Genomic DNA, 14,051 nt, shown 5'->3' with positions numbered 1-14,051 from the left:
AGGGGGTGAGTGGTCTTACTCCACGATCACCGCCCCGTAAGGCACGCGCCCCACCGGCAGGCTCTTGATCGACTTGGCACTCGCCACGTCCACCAGCGTCACGTCATCCGACAGCCCGTTGACCACCAGCAACTGCTTCTCCGCCTTGTCCAGCGTCACGTTCCACGCCCGCTTGCCCACCAGCGCCAGCGCCGTCGTCTTGCGGGTCGCCACCTCCACGAACGCCACGTGGTTCGCCCGGCCCAGCGCCACGAACGCCTGCTTGCCATCCTTCGTCATCGTGATGCCCACCGGCGTGATGTCCGTGGCCCGCGCGCCCTTCACCTCGAACCTGATCGTGTCCGTCACCGACCAGTCCTTCGTCGAGATCACGCTGACGCTGGCCGACATCTCGTTGGTCACCCAGAGCTGGCTGCCGTCCGGCGTCAGGGCCAGCCGGCGCGGACGCTTGCCGACCTTGATGTTCTTGATCACCTTGCCGGTGGCCGCATCGACGACGTGGACCATGTTCGCCACCTCCGAGGTGACCCAGACCAGCTTGCCGTCGGGCGAGGCTTTCACGCCCTCGGGCTCCTTGCCGACCTCGACCGTGCGGGTGAACTTGCCGCTGGCGATGTCGAAGAAGCCTAAAGCGGCGTCGTCTTCCTGCGAGATGTAGAGCGTCTTGCCGTCGGGCGAGAGGTCGAACGCCTCGGGGTCTTCGCCGATCGCCAGCCGGCCGACCGACTTGCGCGTGGCCAGGTCGATCACGTCGGCGGCGTTCGATTCGGCGCACGCCACCAGCAGCTTCTTGCCGTCCGGCGTGACCTGCACGTGGCGCGGGCGCTTGCAGGTCGCCACCGTCCCGGTGACCGCCTGCGTCTTCAGGTCGATCACCGTCAGCGTGTGGTCCTTCTCGCTCGACACGTACGCGGTCTGCGCCTGCGAGGGCAACGCCATGTTCACCGACAACAACGCGGCGAACAGGGGAAGGATCGGAAACGAACGACGGGTCTGGTGGGCCATGGGAGAGGAGGGGGCGGAGGGGGAGATGAAAGTGCGCATGGCGCAACGGTAGGCAGCCGATGGCTGTACGGACAGGGAAAAATTCCCGACACAGGGAAGACCCGTGTGGCGTGTCACGTCCTGGCGCAGCGTTCGGAGGAATCCCCGCCTTCCGTCAGGGCGGGGAGGATGTCGAGGTCTGGCCTGGACTTTCCGGGGTCGGATGGGTGCTGGCCGGTGTCCAGTGGGGTGCAGGTCGCGGATCGAACCGCGCGGCCACCCACTGCGAGCCGCGCACCGAAAGGTGGTCGGCGTCGCGGTAGAGCACGTCGTCGCCACGCCGGGCATGGCAGAGCCGGTCGTCGCAGAGCAGCCGGGGCAGGTCCCAGACCTCGGTGGCCGGGAACTGGCGCAGCACCTCGGCGGTGACCTGGAGGTAACGCCATGCGCGGTCCCGGTAGGCGCTGACCGGCAGGCCACAGCCTGCCGGTGCCGGCTGCTGGCGCACGCAGGCCCGCGGTTCCATGGCGATCTCCGGGCTGTCGATCACGAGGATCACCCGCTTGCCGGCGCGCTGCAGGGCGGTGAGCGTGGCGCCCATCGACTGCCGGTAGGCGTCGAGGTTGTCGGTGGCTGGCAGGCCCTGGCCGCGCACCAGCCTGATGCGGGTCTGCGGTTCGCGGGCCAGCTCGAAGGCGGTCGGCAGCCCCTCGATGTAGAACGGACCGCGGTGGGCGAGGAGCACCGTGTGGATGGAGGGCGAACGCATCACGAGGTCCAGCGCGCCGTCCATCACCGCCGAGCACGCCTTGGTGTCGACCGCCCAGCGGATGTCCAGGCCCAGGAAGGGCGCACAGGCCGAGGCCCCGAGCAGCAGCAGCGACTGCCCGGCCGCGGCGAAGCGCGCCGACAGGCCGGGATAGAGCGCCAGCGCGTGGCTGTCGCCGAGCAGGGCGACCTCGGGCGGGGTGGGCAGGTTCTGGTTGCAGTAGGTCTGGATGCCGCGCACCGTCGGGGTCCGGCTCTGGCAGAGTGCGGCGCTGGCCGACCAGGTCCAGCGCGGCACGTCCCAGTCGAACTGCGCGATCAGCGGATTGAGCGCTGCGGTGCGGGCCGGCAGTCCGTCCTGCCGCACGATCAGCAGGCCGCACAGCCCCGTCGTGCCCATCAGGCCGACGAGGATCCACGGCACCGCCACGGACCGGGCCGGTCGGATGCGCCGCTCCAGCAGCGTCCAGGTGAGCGTGGCCAGCAGCAGGCTCGCCAGCACGAGCGCGCCGCGCATCGCAGGGGCGGGCGGGCCGGACGCAGCCACGGTGGCCAGCGACAGCAGCGGCCAGTGCCAGAGGTAGAGCGGGTAGCTGATCAGGCCGAGACCGACCATCGGCGGATTGGCCAGCAGACGCCGGCTGACCGGGTTGTCGGGGGCCGCCAGCAGCAGCGCCATGGTGCCGAGCACCGGAACCAGCACCAGCACGCTGGTGGCCTGCTGCGGACCGATCCACGCGGCGCTGGCCGCGAGGAACGCCAGACCGAGCGCCGCCTGCACGGCGCCGCCGCGGCGGTAGTGCTGCGGCATCGCGGCGGCCCAGGCCCCGGCCAGCAGCTCCCACGCCCGTGCCTGCGGCAGGAAGAAGGTGGCGGCTGCCTCCAGCCGGGCCGAGAGCAGCATCACGGCCAGCGACACGAGCGCCAGCCCCGCCACCACCGGCAGCACGCGCATGCGCAGGCGGTGCAGCCCCAGCAGCAGCAGCGGCCAGACGAGGTAGAACTGCTCCTCGATGCCCAGCGACCAGAGGTGGAGCAGCGGCTTGAGCTGCGCGGCGGTGTCGAAGTAGCCGGTCGCGCGGGCGAGGTCGAGGTTCAGCAGGAAGACCGAGGCGGCCGCAGCCTGCTCCCCGAGCGCCCGGTACTCGCCCGGCCAGAGCAGCCATGCGCCCAGGGCCAGCGTGGCGGCGATCACCAGCAGCAGCGCCGGGAAGATGCGCTGCACACGCCGCCTGTAGAACGCGGACAGGCGGAAGTTGCCCTCGTCCAGCGAGCGCCAGACGATCTGGCTGATCAGGTAGCCGGAGAGGACAAAGAAGAGATCGACGCCGAGATAGCCCCCGGGCAGCCAGCCGGGCACGGCGTGGTGCGCCACGACGAGCAGCACCGCGATGGCGCGCAGGCCGTCGAGGTCGGGGCGGTGGGTCGGTGGGGTGGGACGCATGGGCTGGGCAGGAGACAGGCAGTCTGCGGCGATGGTCGTACGGCAGGATTACAGCGCGCAGGATGGCGCGAAGAGGCGGGGTGTCTGCTGAAAACAAAAAAGCGGCCCCGGAGGGCCGCTTCGTCTGCAAGGTGCGCGGGCGTCGATCAGACGCGCTTGCGGTACTCGTGCGTGCGGGTGTCGATTTCGATCTTGTCGCCCTGGGCGACGAAGGCCGGCACCTGGATCTCGAAGTCGGTGGAGATCTTGGCGGGCTTCAGGACCTTGCCCGAGGTGTCGCCCTTGACGGCCGGCTCGGTCCAGGTGACTTCGCGGACCAGCGAGGTCGGCAGTTCGACCGAGATGGCCTTGCCGTCGTAGAACACCACTTCGACGGGCATCGCGTCTTCGAGGTAGCTCAGGGCGTCGCCCATGTTCTCGGCTTCGACTTCGTACTGGTTGTAGTCGCCGTCCATGAACACGTAGAGCGGGTCGGCGAAGTAGGAGTAGGTGCAGTCCTTCTTGTCGAGGATGACCTGGTCCATCTTGTCGTCGGCCTTGAAGACAACTTCGGTGCCGGAGTTGTTCAGCAGGCTCTTGAGCTTCATGCGCACGGTGGCGCTGTTGCGGCCGCCGCGGCTGTATTCGGTGCGCAGCACGACCATCGGGGCGGTGCCTTGCATGATCACGTTGCCGGCGCGGATTTCCTGGGCGATCTTCATGGGTGAGTTTCCGTTGGAGACCGAGATCCCGGCGGGAGGACTCGGTGTCTGTCTTGAGAGGGCGGTGAGCAAGCCGCCACACCGCAAAGCCCTCGATTCTAGCCCAGCCCGTCCGTGCGCTGGCGGGCGACCCAGGTGAGCAGGCTGCTGACGAGGTCTGGCTGGCCGGCCCAGCGCTGCTGGCGTGCCGCCGCGTCCGTGCGCCAGGGCACCTGCAGCGCAGGCCACAGCGCCGACCACACCCGCGGCAGGTCGGCCGGATCGCCCCCCCCGTTCCACAGCCGGGCCATCGCGCGCAGCGGCGCGGCCAGCGCGGGCGGCGTGTGGTCGAGTGCGACGTCCAGGAAGGCGGCGAGCTTGTCGGCGTGCACGCCATCCTCCTGCGGATAGAGCTGCCACAGCAGCGGCCGGCCCGCCCAGAGTGCGCGCACCAGGCTGTCTTCGCCCCGCACGAGGTTGAGGTCGCTGGCCCAGAGCAGGCGGTCGAACTCGACCTGCGTGACGTGTGGCAGGAAATGCAGCCGCAGCGCGCCCACCACCGGGCCGGGGCCGGTCGCGCCACGCTGGTGCAGCCACGCGCGCACCTGCTGTGCGCTGAAGCCGGGCGTGACCAGCAGCGTGGTGCGCACGCGCCGGTCGCCACGGCCATGGGGGGTGTCGGCCAGCAGGTCGAGCCAGGCCGGCAGCAGCGGCTGCGTGTAGCCGAACAGCAGCATCAGGGCGTGGTCGGGGTGGTCGTCGGCGCCGAGGTGGATGCCCAGGCGCGTCAAGGTGGTGGCGGGGTGGTGGGCGTGGCGGCGGGCGAGCAGGCCGGGCTCGCGCAGCAGGCCGCCGGTGGCGGGCGTGAAGCCGGGGAAGAAGAACCACTTGGTCAGGCCGCGGCCCGGCCCGCTCCACTGCGGCGAGGCCAGCCCGTGCAGGCCCTCGACATGCGGCTCGGCGCTGAGGTATTCGAGGTTGATCCACAGCGGCGCCGGGCCGGTCTCGGCGGCGGCGACCATGCGGGTGACGTAGGTGGCGGGCGGGTCGCAGCCGAAGGCCTCGATGACGACATCAGCCGGCGCTTCGTCCGCCAGCGGGTCGCGCCACGGCAGCACCTGCACGCCCGGTGCGCCATCCGGCGCCATCCAGGCCAGCGCGCTGGCGTCGTCCACCCAGAGCCGCACCTGGGCGCCACGTCCGGCGAGGTCGCGCGCCAGGCGCCAGCAGACGCCCAGATCGCCGTGGTTGTCGATGACGCGGCAGAACACGTCCCAGCGCCGCAGCGCCGGCGGGACCGTCAGGACGGGCGAAAAGGCGGGTGTGTGGTCAGCGGAGGTGTGGGCGGTCATCGCGGAATTATCCGCGGCGGCACAATCGCCGACCATGACGCGCCGCCTGACCCCCGACGAGGCCGAAGCCCTCCTGATCCCCGAGCCCGCACTCGAAACGCCAGCCGCCGCCGCCCGCGAGCGTCTGCTGACGGAGGTGGCGGCGCTGCCCGCGCTGCCCGGCGTCTACCGCTACTTCGACGCCGAGGGCGGCCTGCTGTACGTCGGCAAGGCCAAGCACCTGAAGCGGCGCGTCAGCAGCTATTTCCAGAAGGACCACGGCGGCACCCGCATCGGCCACATGGTCAGCAAGATCGTGCGGATGGAGACGACGGTGGTGCGCTCCGAGGCCGAGGCGCTGCTGCTCGAAAACAACCTCATCAAGTCGCTGAACCCGCGGTTCAACATCCTGTTCCGCGACGACAAGAGCTATCCCTACCTGAAGTTCGTCACCCACGAGTTCCCTCGCGTCGTCTATTTCCGCGGCGCCGTGGACCGACGCCATCGCTATTTCGGCCCCTACCCGAGCGCCTGGGCGGTGAAGGAGGGCATCCAGCTGATGCAGAAGGTCTTCCTGCTGCGCACTTGCGAGGACACGGTCTTCCACAACCGCACCCGGCCCTGCCTGCTGCACCAGATCCACCGCTGCTCGGCGCCGTGCGTCGACCTGATCAGCCGCGAGGACTACGCCGCGGACGTGCGCAACGCGGTGCGCTTCCTGAGCGGGCAGACGCAGGAGGTGCTCGACGGCCTGCAGGCGCAGATGATGGCCTGCGCCGAGGCCTTCGACTACGAAAAAGCCGCCGAGCTGCGCGACCAGATCGCCACGCTGTCCAAGGTGCTGCAGCAGCAGTCCGTGTTCACGCAGGAAGACCGCGACACCGACATCCTGGCCGTGAAGGTGCAGGGCGGGCGGGCCTGCGTGAACCTGGCGATGGTGCGCGGCGGGCGGCACCTGGGGGACCGGGCGTACTTTCCGGCGCATGTCGAGGACGCGGTCGCCGTGGACGTCGGCGACGAGGCGCCGGAGTCCGCAGCAGAGGCTGCAGAGGCCGGCGATGCCCCCGAGACGGCGCGTCCGGTCGAGGCCCGCGTGCTCGAAGCTTTCATCGCGCAGCACTACCTGGGCGCCGCCTGCCCGCCAGTCCTCGTGACCAGCCATCCAGTGGACCGCGGCCTGGTCGCGATGCTCACCGACCCGCAAGGCCACAAGGTCAGCGCGCAGCACCAGCCGCGCGAGAACCGCCGCGCCTGGCTTGACATGGCGGTCAAGGGCGCCGAGCTGGCGCTGGCGCGGCTGCTGTCCGAGGAAGGCTCGCAGCAGGCGCGCACCCGGGCGCTGGTCGAGGCGCTCGATCTGGCGCCCGAGGGCATGGATGCGGGGCTGGAGGGCCTGCGCATCGAGTGCTTCGACATCAGCCACACGGCGGGCGAGGCGACGCAGGCCTCGTGCGTGGTCTTCGAGGGCCACAAGATGCAGCCCGGCCAGTACCGCCGCTACAACATCACCGGCATCACCGGCGGCGACGACTACGCCGCGATGCGCCAGGTGCTCACGCGCCGCTACGCCAAGCTGGTCGACGCGGTGCAGCAGGGCACGGGGCGCTTGCCGGACCTCGTGCTGGTCGATGGCGGACGCGGTCAGATCAGCGTGGCGCGCGAGGTGTTCACGACATTGGGGCTGAACCTCTCGCTGCTGGTCGGCGTGGAAAAGGGCGAGGGCCGCAAGGTGGGGCTGGAGGAGCTGGTCTTCGCCGATGGGCGGGAGAAGGTGTACCTCGGTCACGACTCGGCCGCGCTGATGCTGGTGGCGCAGATCCGCGACGAAGCGCACCGCTTCGCCATCACCGGCATGCGGGCCAAGCGCGCCTCGGTGCGCACCGGCGGCAGCCGGCTAGAGGACATCGCCGGCGTCGGGCCGAAGAAGCGGGCGCGGCTGCTGCAGCGCTTTGGCGGCGTGCGCGGCGTGGCGGCGGCGTCGGTGGAGGATCTGGCCGGGGTCGAGGGCATCTCGCCGGAACTGGCGGAAGAGATCTACCGGGCCCTGCGTTGAGGGGCGCGTCCAGAGGCTGAAAACGCGGCGAATCGTTACACCATGCACAATGCGTGCATGTTCTGGACCCTTCCCACGCTGCTCACCTGGGCGCGCATCGTCGCCATTCCGCTCATCGTGGGCATCTACGAGTTGCCGGTCGACATGCCGACGCGCAATCTGATGGCGACCGTGCTCTTCGTCGTGGTGGCGCTGACCGACTGGCTCGACGGCTGGCTGGCGCGCAGGCTGAACCAGACCTCGTCCTTCGGCGCCTTCCTCGATCCGGTGGCGGACAAGTTCCTGGTGTGCGCGGCGCTGCTCATCCTGCTGCAGCTCGACCGGGTGAGCGCCCTGGTGGCGCTGGTCATCATCGGCCGCGAAATCGCGATCTCGGCGCTGCGCGAGTGGATGGCGCAGATCGGTGCCTCGCGCAGCGTGGCGGTCCACATGATCGGCAAGCTCAAGACGACGGCGCAGATGGTGGCGATTCCCTTCCTGCTCTATGACGGCCGCCTGTTCGGCGTGGTGTCGACGCGGCTGTGCGGCACGGTGCTGATCGTGATCGCCGCGGTGCTGACCATCTGGTCGATGGTGTACTACCTCCAGAAAGCGCTGCCCGAGATCCGTGCCAAGGCGCGCTGAAACTCGGTGCGGGGCGCCTCTTCTAGAATCCGCATCCTTCCAAACAGGCATCAGGGGTTTCGCGTGAACAAGACCGAACTCATCGCGCACATCGCGCTGCAGGCCGACATCTCCAAGGCGGCGGCGGCCCGTGCGGTCGACGCCATGATCGCCGGCGTGTCGCAGTCGCTGAAAAAGGGCGAGCCGGTGGCGCTGGTCGGATTCGGCACCTTCGTGGTGTCCAGCCGCGCCGCCCGCGAGGGCCGCAACCCGCGCACCGGGGCGCCGGTCCACATCCGCGCGGCGCGCATTCCCCGGTTTCGGCCGGGCAAGGTGTTGCTCGACGCGCTGAGCTGATACAGTTGCGGACTCGCCGGACGGACAGTACCCGGGTGCTTAGCTCAGCTGGTAGAGCGGCGCCCTTACAAGGCGTAGGTCGGGGGTTCGAGCCCCTCAGCACCCACCACACGGGTTTCTGTCATGTGGTCCGCCGTGATGCGTTGCGGTCATTTCTCTTCAAAGGCGAACCCCGGTTCGCCTTTGTCGTGTCTGGCGCTGCTGCTTGCAGTGCTCCCTAGGAAGCTCAGATGTTCGATTTTTTCCGTCGCCATACCCGCGTCCTGCAGTTCCTGCTCCTGCTGCTGATCGTGCCGTCCTTCGTGGTGTTCGGCATCCAGGGGTATGACAAGTTCTCCGAAGGCAAGGACGAGGTCGCCAAGGTGGATGGCCAGGCCATCACCCGTGGCGAGTGGGACCAGGCCCACCGCAACCAGATCGAGCGCCTGCGCACGCAGATGCCCAACGTCGACGTCAAGCTGCTGGACACGCCCGAGGTGCGCCAGCGCGTGCTGGACGACCTGATCCGCCAGCGTGTGCTGTTTGCCGCTTCGCGGGACCTGCACCTGGTGCCGACCGACGAGCGCCTGAAGCGCCTGTTCGAGACCGATCCGCAGTTCGCGAACTTCCGCAATGCCGACGGCACGGTCCGCAAGGAACTGCTGGCCGCGCAGGGCATGAACTCGCAGCAGTTCGCCGCTCGCCTGAGCCAGGACATGGCGCTCAACCAGGTTCTGGCGGGCGTGGCTGGCACGGCGCTGGCGCCGAATGCCGTGGCCCGCGCGGCCGTGGACGCGTTCTACCAGCGCCGCGACGTGCGCGTGCAGACCTTCGCGGCCAAGGACTACCTGGCCAAGGTGCAGGCCAGCGACGCCGATCTGCAGGCCTATCACGACGACCCGGCGCACGCCGCCCGCCTGCTGTCACCGGAGTCGGTCAGCTTCGAGTACCTGGTGCTCGACCTGCCGACGGTGGCCCGCGGCATCAGCGTGCCGGAAGACGACCTGCGCAAGTACTACACCGAGAACGCCACCCGCTACGAACAGCCGCAGGAGCGCCGCGCCCGCCACATCCTGATCAAGGCCGAAGCGGGCGCCTCCGCCGACGCGAAGGCCAAGGCGAAGGCCCGCGCCGAGGCCCTGCTGGCCGACGTGCGCAAGAACCCGGCCGGCTTCGCCGACATCGCGCGTGCCAGTTCCGAAGATCCGGGCTCCGCCAAGCAGGGCGGCGATCTGGACTGGTTCGGCCGTGGCGCGATGGTCAAGGCCTTCGAGGACGTGGCGTTCGCGCTGAAGAAGGGCGAGATCAGCGGCGTGGTGGAGAGCGATTTCGGATTCCACATCCTCCAGCTCGAAGACCTGCGTGGCGGGGACAAGCGCAGCTTCGAGTCGGTGAAGTCCGAGATCGAGGCCGAGGTGCGCAAGTCGCTGGCGCAGAAGCGCTACGCGGAAGTCGCCGAGCAGTTCTCGAACCTCGTCGAGCAGGAAGACACCCTGCAGCCGGTGGCCGACAAGCTCAAGCTGACGGTGCAGCGCGCCGAGCGCTTCACGCGCGCCTTCAAGTCCGAGGCGGGCAGCGTGCTGGCCAATCCGAAGGTGGTCGAAGCGGCCTTCCTGACGGACAACCTGCGCAACAAGCGCAAAGCGCTGGCGGTCGAGATCGGCCCGAACCAGCTGATGTCGCTGCGCATCACCGAACACCTGCCAGCGCGCAAGCAGGCGCTCGCCGAGGTGCGCGAGCAGGTCAAGGCGGCCGTGCTGCAGGCCAAGGCGGCCAAGGCCGCGCGTGACGAAGGGGCCGCCAGGCTGGCGCAGTGGAAGACGCAGCCCGCTGCGGCGGGCACGCTCCCGGCGGCGGTCACGCTGTCGCGGGTCAAGACGCAGGACCTGCCGCGTGCGGTGGTCGAGGCCGTGCTCAAGGCCAAGGCCGACGCGCTGCCGGCCTGGGTGGGTGTCGACCTCGGGGACGAGGGCTATGCCGTGGCCGTGATCGAGAAGGTGCTGCCGGCCGACCTGGCCGACACCGGCTCGCTCGACAAGGCGCGCGAGCAGTACACCCAGCTGTGGTCGCAGGCCGAGAGCGAGGCCTACTACGCCGCGCTGCGCAAGCGCTACAAGGCGGTGGTCCTGGACAGCGCCAAGCGCTCCTCGGCCGAGGAGCCGGCGGCGTCCGCCGTCCCCGCCAAGTGATGGTGGCGGGCCAGTAAAAATAAATTCGCCGAAATGCTGGCATTTCGAAGAGGTTTCGGCCTATAATTTATCTCTCTGCGGTGGCTATAGCTCAGTTGGTAGAGTCCCAGATTGTGATTCTGGTTGTCGTGGGTTCGAGTCCCATTAGCCACCCCACCCAACGCAGACAAAAAAGCCGGACTGGCAACAGTCCGGCTTTTTTCTTGTTCTGACTCTGACTGGCCGATCCGGCCCGGTGGTTCAGACGTCGGTCTGGCGGCCGACCTGCAGCCCTTCTTCGGGTGAACTGGCCAGGGCGAGCTTGCGGTAGACCATGCGGACGTGGTCATTGACCGCCTGCCACTTGATGCCCATCAGTCGCGCGATTTCCTTGATGGTGAACCCCTTGCTCAGATAGGTCAGGACTTCGTTTTCCTGCGTGCTCAGGCTGTCGTGCGGCCGGAACTGTCCGAGCATGCGCCGCGCCATGGCGGGCGACAGGGGCGGCTGGCCACGCACGATGCGCTGCAGTTCCTCGACCAGCACCTCGAAGCGATCCTCCTTGAGCAGATAGCCGTTCGCGCCGCAGAGCAGGGCGGGAAACAGGTGCTCGTCGTCGGAGTGCAGCGTGGTGGCGATCTTGATGGCGGGGTAGTCCGCCAGTTGCGCCAGCAATTCCAGTCCGGCCTTGTCCGGTTGCTCCAGGTCGCACAGGATGAGGCGGAAGCCGTCGGCCGGTGCGTGGGCCTGCTCTCCGGGGCCGATGCCGAGCCACTGGCGTGCCGAGTCCAGGTCGGAGGCCTCGCTGAAGCGGATCTCGTCGCTGAAACTTTCCCGGACCACACGGGTCAGGAAACTGCGGGCGACGGCGTTGTCTTCAACGATCAGCACGCGGATGGACATGAATGGAATCCTCGACTTGGGCAGGAAAGCTCGGGGCCTGATTATCAGGGCTGTGCCGCCCGGTCCTGCCCCTCGGGTGCAGGGCTGCACGCCGCGAAAGAAGGTGGTCGGCCGACATGCGGGTGAAGGGTGCACTGCCTACAATCGGCCGCATGCGCATTCTCGTAGCCAATGATGATGGGTACCTCGCCCCGGGCCTGCTGGCCCTGGCGCAGGTGTGTCGCGAATTTGCCGAGGTCGACATCGTCGCCCCCGAGCAGAACGCCAGCGGAACCTCCAACGCGCTGTCGCTGCACCGGCCGCTGTCGGCGTGGAAGGCGTCCAACGGGGTACAGGTCGTCAACGGCACGCCGTCCGACTGCGTCCACGTGGCCCTCACCGGCCTGCTCGGTCACCGTCCCGATCTGATCGTTTCGGGCATCAACAACGGTGCGAATCTGGGCGATGACACGCTCTATTCCGGCACCGTGGCGGCGGCCACCGAAGGGTATCTGTTCGGCGTGCCCGCCATCGCGTTTTCGCTGGTGGACCATGGCTGGGCGCACCTGGATGCGGCGGTCGCGGTCGTGCGCCGCCTGCTGGCCGACGTGATCCAGCGCCCGCCGGCATCGTCGCCCTGGTTGCTGAACGTGAACATTCCCAACCGGGTCGATGCCGCGACGCTGCCCATGCAGGTCACCCGGCTCGGCCGGCGCCACGCCAGCGAGCCGGTCGTGCGCCAGTTCAGCCCGCGCGGCGACCCGATCTACTGGATCGGTGCACAGGGGGATGTGCGCGAAGCGGGGGAGGGCACCGATTTCCATGCCACGGCGAACGGCCGGATCTCGATCACTCCGCTGCAGATCGACCTGACCGACCATGCGGCCTCGCCGCAGTGGGCGCGCTGGGTCGCGCCCGCTGCCGGTGGCTGAAGCAGGCCGCGCGTCGCCATGTCCGATCCGGCTGCGCGCAAACCCCGGCGGTGGCCGCTCAGCCTGGACCGCATCGGACTGCCCGCCAGCGCGCCCGGCGAGCGCACGATGACGACCGCCGACGCACAGACACTGCGTCCGCAGCGCCCCCTGTCCGATGCCCTGCGCGAAGCCAACCGGCAGCGCGCGGCCCCGGTCCCGCAGAGCGACCTGCAGGCGTTCCGCCAGAACATGGTGCTGCGCCTGCGCCAGGCCGGCTGCCAGGACGAGCGGGTGCTGGCGGCCATGAACGTGGTGCCCCGCCATCTGTTCGTGGACAGTGCGCTGGTGGCGCAGGCCTACGAGGACACCAGCCTGCCCATCGGGCTCGGGCAGACCATCTCCAAGCCCTCGGTGGTGGCGCGCATGATCGAGCTGCTGCGCCACCGGCCGGGCGGTGCCGATCTGGCGCGGGTGCTGGAGATCGGCACGGGGTGCGGCTACCAGGCTGCGGTGCTGGCCCACGTGGCGGGCCGTGTCGTGACGATCGAGCGCCTGCGCGGCCTGCATGACCGTGCCCTGCGCCAGCTGGCGCCGCTGCAGTTGCCGGGGATCGAGCTCGTCTATGGCGACGGCCGGCTCGGCCACGGCCCGGCGGCTCCCTATGACGGTATCATCGCGGCGGCCGGCGGTCACGACCTGCCCGCCGCCTGGCTGGACCAGCTGGCGCGCGGCGGACGGCTGGTCGCACCGGTGCACGATCCGGCGCTCCGATCCCAGGTGCTGATGGTGGTCGACAAGCTCGGCGACGGCAGCATCGTGCAACGCATCCACGAGGCGGTGCGGTTCGTCCCTTTAGAATCCGGTACTAGCGATTTCGGACACTCCTGAGGTGACGCTCACCGCCCCGTCCGACACTCTTTGAGGCTGCGGGCCCTCCACGACACTCCATGACGACTCCTCCCATCAAGGCATCCGGCCTCAGGCTGCTTCTCGGTTCCGTGCTGGCGCTCACGCTGGTCGGCTGTGCATCCCATCTGCGTCCTCCGGCGCCGGTGGACCACCGCGGAGGCAGCAACCGCCCGGTGACCACGGAGACCGAGCGCGTGCTGCCCGGCGCCGAGAACGCTGGCAAACCCGGCTACTACACGGTCAAGCCTGGCGACACGCTGATCCGTGTCGGTCTGGAGTCCGGCCAGAACTGGCGCGACATCCAGCGCTGGAACCAGCTCGACAACCCGGACCTGATCGAAGTCGGGCAGGTGCTGCGTGTGGTGCCGCCTGGCCAGGATCCGACGCAGGTCGCGACCCGCCCCGTGGTGATGCCGCGCATCGAGACCCGCCCGATCGACGCCAAGCCCGCACCGCTGCCGCCTGTCTCGCCGACCACGTCGGCGGTGGCTGCCGCGGCAACCGCCGCCGCTTCAGCCGCTGGCACGGCGCCCGCGTCGGCACCGGTGGCCGCGTCTTCTGCCACGCCAGCGCCGGCACCCGCTGCGGCGCCGGTCCGCGAGGGGGATGACAACGTCAACTGGATGTGGCCGGCGCAAGGCGCGGTGGTGTCCTCGTTCGAGGACACGCGCAGCAAGGGCTTGGCCATCGGCGGCAAGCTGGGCGACCCGGTCTATGCCGCTGCCGACGGGCGGGTGGTCTACGCCGGCTCCGGCCTGCGCGGCTACGGCAATCTGGTCATCATCAAGCACAACGAGACGCTGCTGACCGCCTACGCCCACAACCAGGCGCTGCTGGTGCGCGAGGACCAGGTCGTGCGCCGTGGTCAGAAGATCGCCGACATGGGATCGAGCGACACCGACCGCGTGAAGCTGCATTTCGAGGTGCGCCGCCGTGGCAAGCCGATCGATCCGACCAAGGTGCTGCCGGCCCGCTGAGA

The 14,051-nt window shown here is 69.2% G+C and carries 12 protein-coding genes and 2 tRNA genes; 9 read left to right on the top strand and 5 right to left on the bottom strand.

The window, feature by feature from the left end; translation table 11 throughout:
- Nucleotides 1-15: 15 nt before the first annotated feature.
- From BDD16_RS21960 to earP, 4 genes are all read right to left on the bottom strand, one after another.
- The gene (locus BDD16_RS21960; protein ID WP_179635896.1) at nucleotides 16-1,005 is read right to left on the bottom strand and encodes a PQQ-dependent catabolism-associated beta-propeller protein; all 990 of its coding nucleotides are present in this window, start codon (nucleotides 1,003-1,005) and stop codon (nucleotides 16-18) included.
- Nucleotides 1,006-1,159: 154 nt separating this feature from the next.
- Nucleotides 1,160-3,196 carry an acyltransferase family protein gene (locus BDD16_RS21955; RefSeq protein WP_179635895.1) on the bottom strand — a complete coding sequence of 679 codons (2,037 nt, stop codon included), beginning with the start codon at nucleotides 3,194-3,196 and terminating at the stop codon, nucleotides 1,160-1,162.
- A gap of 146 nt (nucleotides 3,197-3,342) precedes the next feature.
- Nucleotides 3,343-3,897 (bottom strand): elongation factor P, encoded by a 555-nt coding sequence (gene efp / locus BDD16_RS21950; RefSeq protein ID WP_179635894.1) that lies wholly within the window; start codon nucleotides 3,895-3,897, stop codon nucleotides 3,343-3,345.
- 98 nt (nucleotides 3,898-3,995) lie between these two features.
- Complete coding sequence (earP, locus tag BDD16_RS21945) at nucleotides 3,996-5,228, bottom strand: elongation factor P maturation arginine rhamnosyltransferase EarP (RefSeq protein ID WP_179635893.1); 1,233 nt, start codon at nucleotides 5,226-5,228, stop codon at nucleotides 3,996-3,998.
- Nucleotides 5,229-5,262: 34 nt separating this feature from the next.
- Here earP and uvrC point away from each other — a divergent pair, with 34 nt between their 5' ends.
- From uvrC to BDD16_RS21915, 6 genes are all read left to right on the top strand, one after another.
- Nucleotides 5,263-7,260: an excinuclease ABC subunit UvrC gene (uvrC, locus tag BDD16_RS21940; protein ID WP_179635892.1), complete on the top strand. Its 1,998-nt coding sequence runs from the start codon at nucleotides 5,263-5,265 to the stop codon at nucleotides 7,258-7,260.
- A 57-nt stretch (nucleotides 7,261-7,317) separates the two neighbouring features.
- Nucleotides 7,318-7,884 (top strand): CDP-diacylglycerol--glycerol-3-phosphate 3-phosphatidyltransferase, encoded by a 567-nt coding sequence (pgsA, locus tag BDD16_RS21935; RefSeq protein WP_179635891.1) that lies wholly within the window; start codon nucleotides 7,318-7,320, stop codon nucleotides 7,882-7,884.
- Between the two features lie 63 nt (nucleotides 7,885-7,947).
- On the top strand, nucleotides 7,948-8,220 hold the full coding sequence (locus tag BDD16_RS21930; RefSeq protein WP_179635890.1) for an HU family DNA-binding protein: 273 nt from the start codon (nucleotides 7,948-7,950) through the stop codon (nucleotides 8,218-8,220).
- A 33-nt stretch (nucleotides 8,221-8,253) separates the two neighbouring features.
- Nucleotides 8,254-8,329, top strand: a tRNA-Val gene (locus BDD16_RS21925).
- 121 nt (nucleotides 8,330-8,450) lie between these two features.
- On the top strand, nucleotides 8,451-10,388 hold the full coding sequence (locus tag BDD16_RS21920; protein ID WP_179635889.1) for a SurA N-terminal domain-containing protein: 1,938 nt from the start codon (nucleotides 8,451-8,453) through the stop codon (nucleotides 10,386-10,388).
- Nucleotides 10,389-10,468: 80 nt separating this feature from the next.
- A tRNA-His gene (locus BDD16_RS21915) sits at nucleotides 10,469-10,544 on the top strand.
- Nucleotides 10,545-10,628: 84 nt separating this feature from the next.
- Here BDD16_RS21915 and BDD16_RS21910 read toward each other — a convergent pair.
- Nucleotides 10,629-11,270, bottom strand: coding sequence for a response regulator (locus BDD16_RS21910; protein WP_179635888.1), 642 nt, complete (start codon nucleotides 11,268-11,270; stop codon nucleotides 10,629-10,631).
- A gap of 152 nt (nucleotides 11,271-11,422) precedes the next feature.
- On the opposite strand from BDD16_RS21910, the gene surE reads away from it, so the two are divergent.
- From surE to BDD16_RS21895, 3 genes are read left to right on the top strand one after another with little or no spacing between them, the layout of a single operon-like run.
- Complete coding sequence (gene surE, locus BDD16_RS21905) at nucleotides 11,423-12,181, top strand: 5'/3'-nucleotidase SurE (RefSeq protein ID WP_179635887.1); 759 nt, start codon at nucleotides 11,423-11,425, stop codon at nucleotides 12,179-12,181.
- Between the two features lie 18 nt (nucleotides 12,182-12,199).
- Nucleotides 12,200-13,051 carry a protein-L-isoaspartate(D-aspartate) O-methyltransferase gene (locus BDD16_RS21900; RefSeq protein ID WP_179635886.1) on the top strand — a complete coding sequence of 284 codons (852 nt, stop codon included), beginning with the start codon at nucleotides 12,200-12,202 and terminating at the stop codon, nucleotides 13,049-13,051.
- A 59-nt stretch (nucleotides 13,052-13,110) separates the two neighbouring features.
- Nucleotides 13,111-14,049, top strand: a complete 939-nt coding sequence (locus BDD16_RS21895; protein WP_179635885.1) for a peptidoglycan DD-metalloendopeptidase family protein — start codon at nucleotides 13,111-13,113, stop codon at nucleotides 14,047-14,049.
- The last annotated feature ends 2 nt before the right edge of the window (nucleotides 14,050-14,051 follow it).

Origin of the sequence: Sphaerotilus montanus (assembly GCF_013410775.1) — a bacterium.
GTDB lineage: Bacteria > Pseudomonadota > Gammaproteobacteria > Burkholderiales > Burkholderiaceae_C > Sphaerotilus > Sphaerotilus montanus.
This window is presented reverse-complemented; position numbering and strand designations above follow the sequence as displayed.

What these genes read in the sequence shown, in the direction of transcription:
- BDD16_RS21960 (WP_179635896.1), bottom strand. Translation starts at nt 1,005, where the DNA reads ATGGCCCACCAGACCCGTCGTTCGTTTCCGATCCTTCCCCTGTTCGCC.
- BDD16_RS21955 (WP_179635895.1), bottom strand. Translation starts at nt 3,196, where the DNA reads ATGCGTCCCACCCCACCGACCCACCGCCCCGACCTCGACGGCCTGCGC.
- efp (WP_179635894.1), bottom strand. Translation starts at nt 3,897, where the DNA reads ATGAAGATCGCCCAGGAAATCCGCGCCGGCAACGTGATCATGCAAGGC.
- earP (WP_179635893.1), bottom strand. Translation starts at nt 5,228, where the DNA reads ATGACCGCCCACACCTCCGCTGACCACACACCCGCCTTTTCGCCCGTC.
- uvrC (WP_179635892.1), top strand. Translation starts at nt 5,263, where the DNA reads ATGACGCGCCGCCTGACCCCCGACGAGGCCGAAGCCCTCCTGATCCCC.
- pgsA (WP_179635891.1), top strand. Translation starts at nt 7,318, where the DNA reads ATGTTCTGGACCCTTCCCACGCTGCTCACCTGGGCGCGCATCGTCGCC.
- BDD16_RS21920 (WP_179635889.1), top strand. Translation starts at nt 8,451, where the DNA reads ATGTTCGATTTTTTCCGTCGCCATACCCGCGTCCTGCAGTTCCTGCTC.
- BDD16_RS21910 (WP_179635888.1), bottom strand. Translation starts at nt 11,270, where the DNA reads ATGTCCATCCGCGTGCTGATCGTTGAAGACAACGCCGTCGCCCGCAGT.
- surE (WP_179635887.1), top strand. Translation starts at nt 11,423, where the DNA reads ATGCGCATTCTCGTAGCCAATGATGATGGGTACCTCGCCCCGGGCCTG.
- BDD16_RS21900 (WP_179635886.1), top strand. Translation starts at nt 12,200, where the DNA reads ATGTCCGATCCGGCTGCGCGCAAACCCCGGCGGTGGCCGCTCAGCCTG.
- BDD16_RS21895 (WP_179635885.1), top strand. Translation starts at nt 13,111, where the DNA reads ATGACGACTCCTCCCATCAAGGCATCCGGCCTCAGGCTGCTTCTCGGT.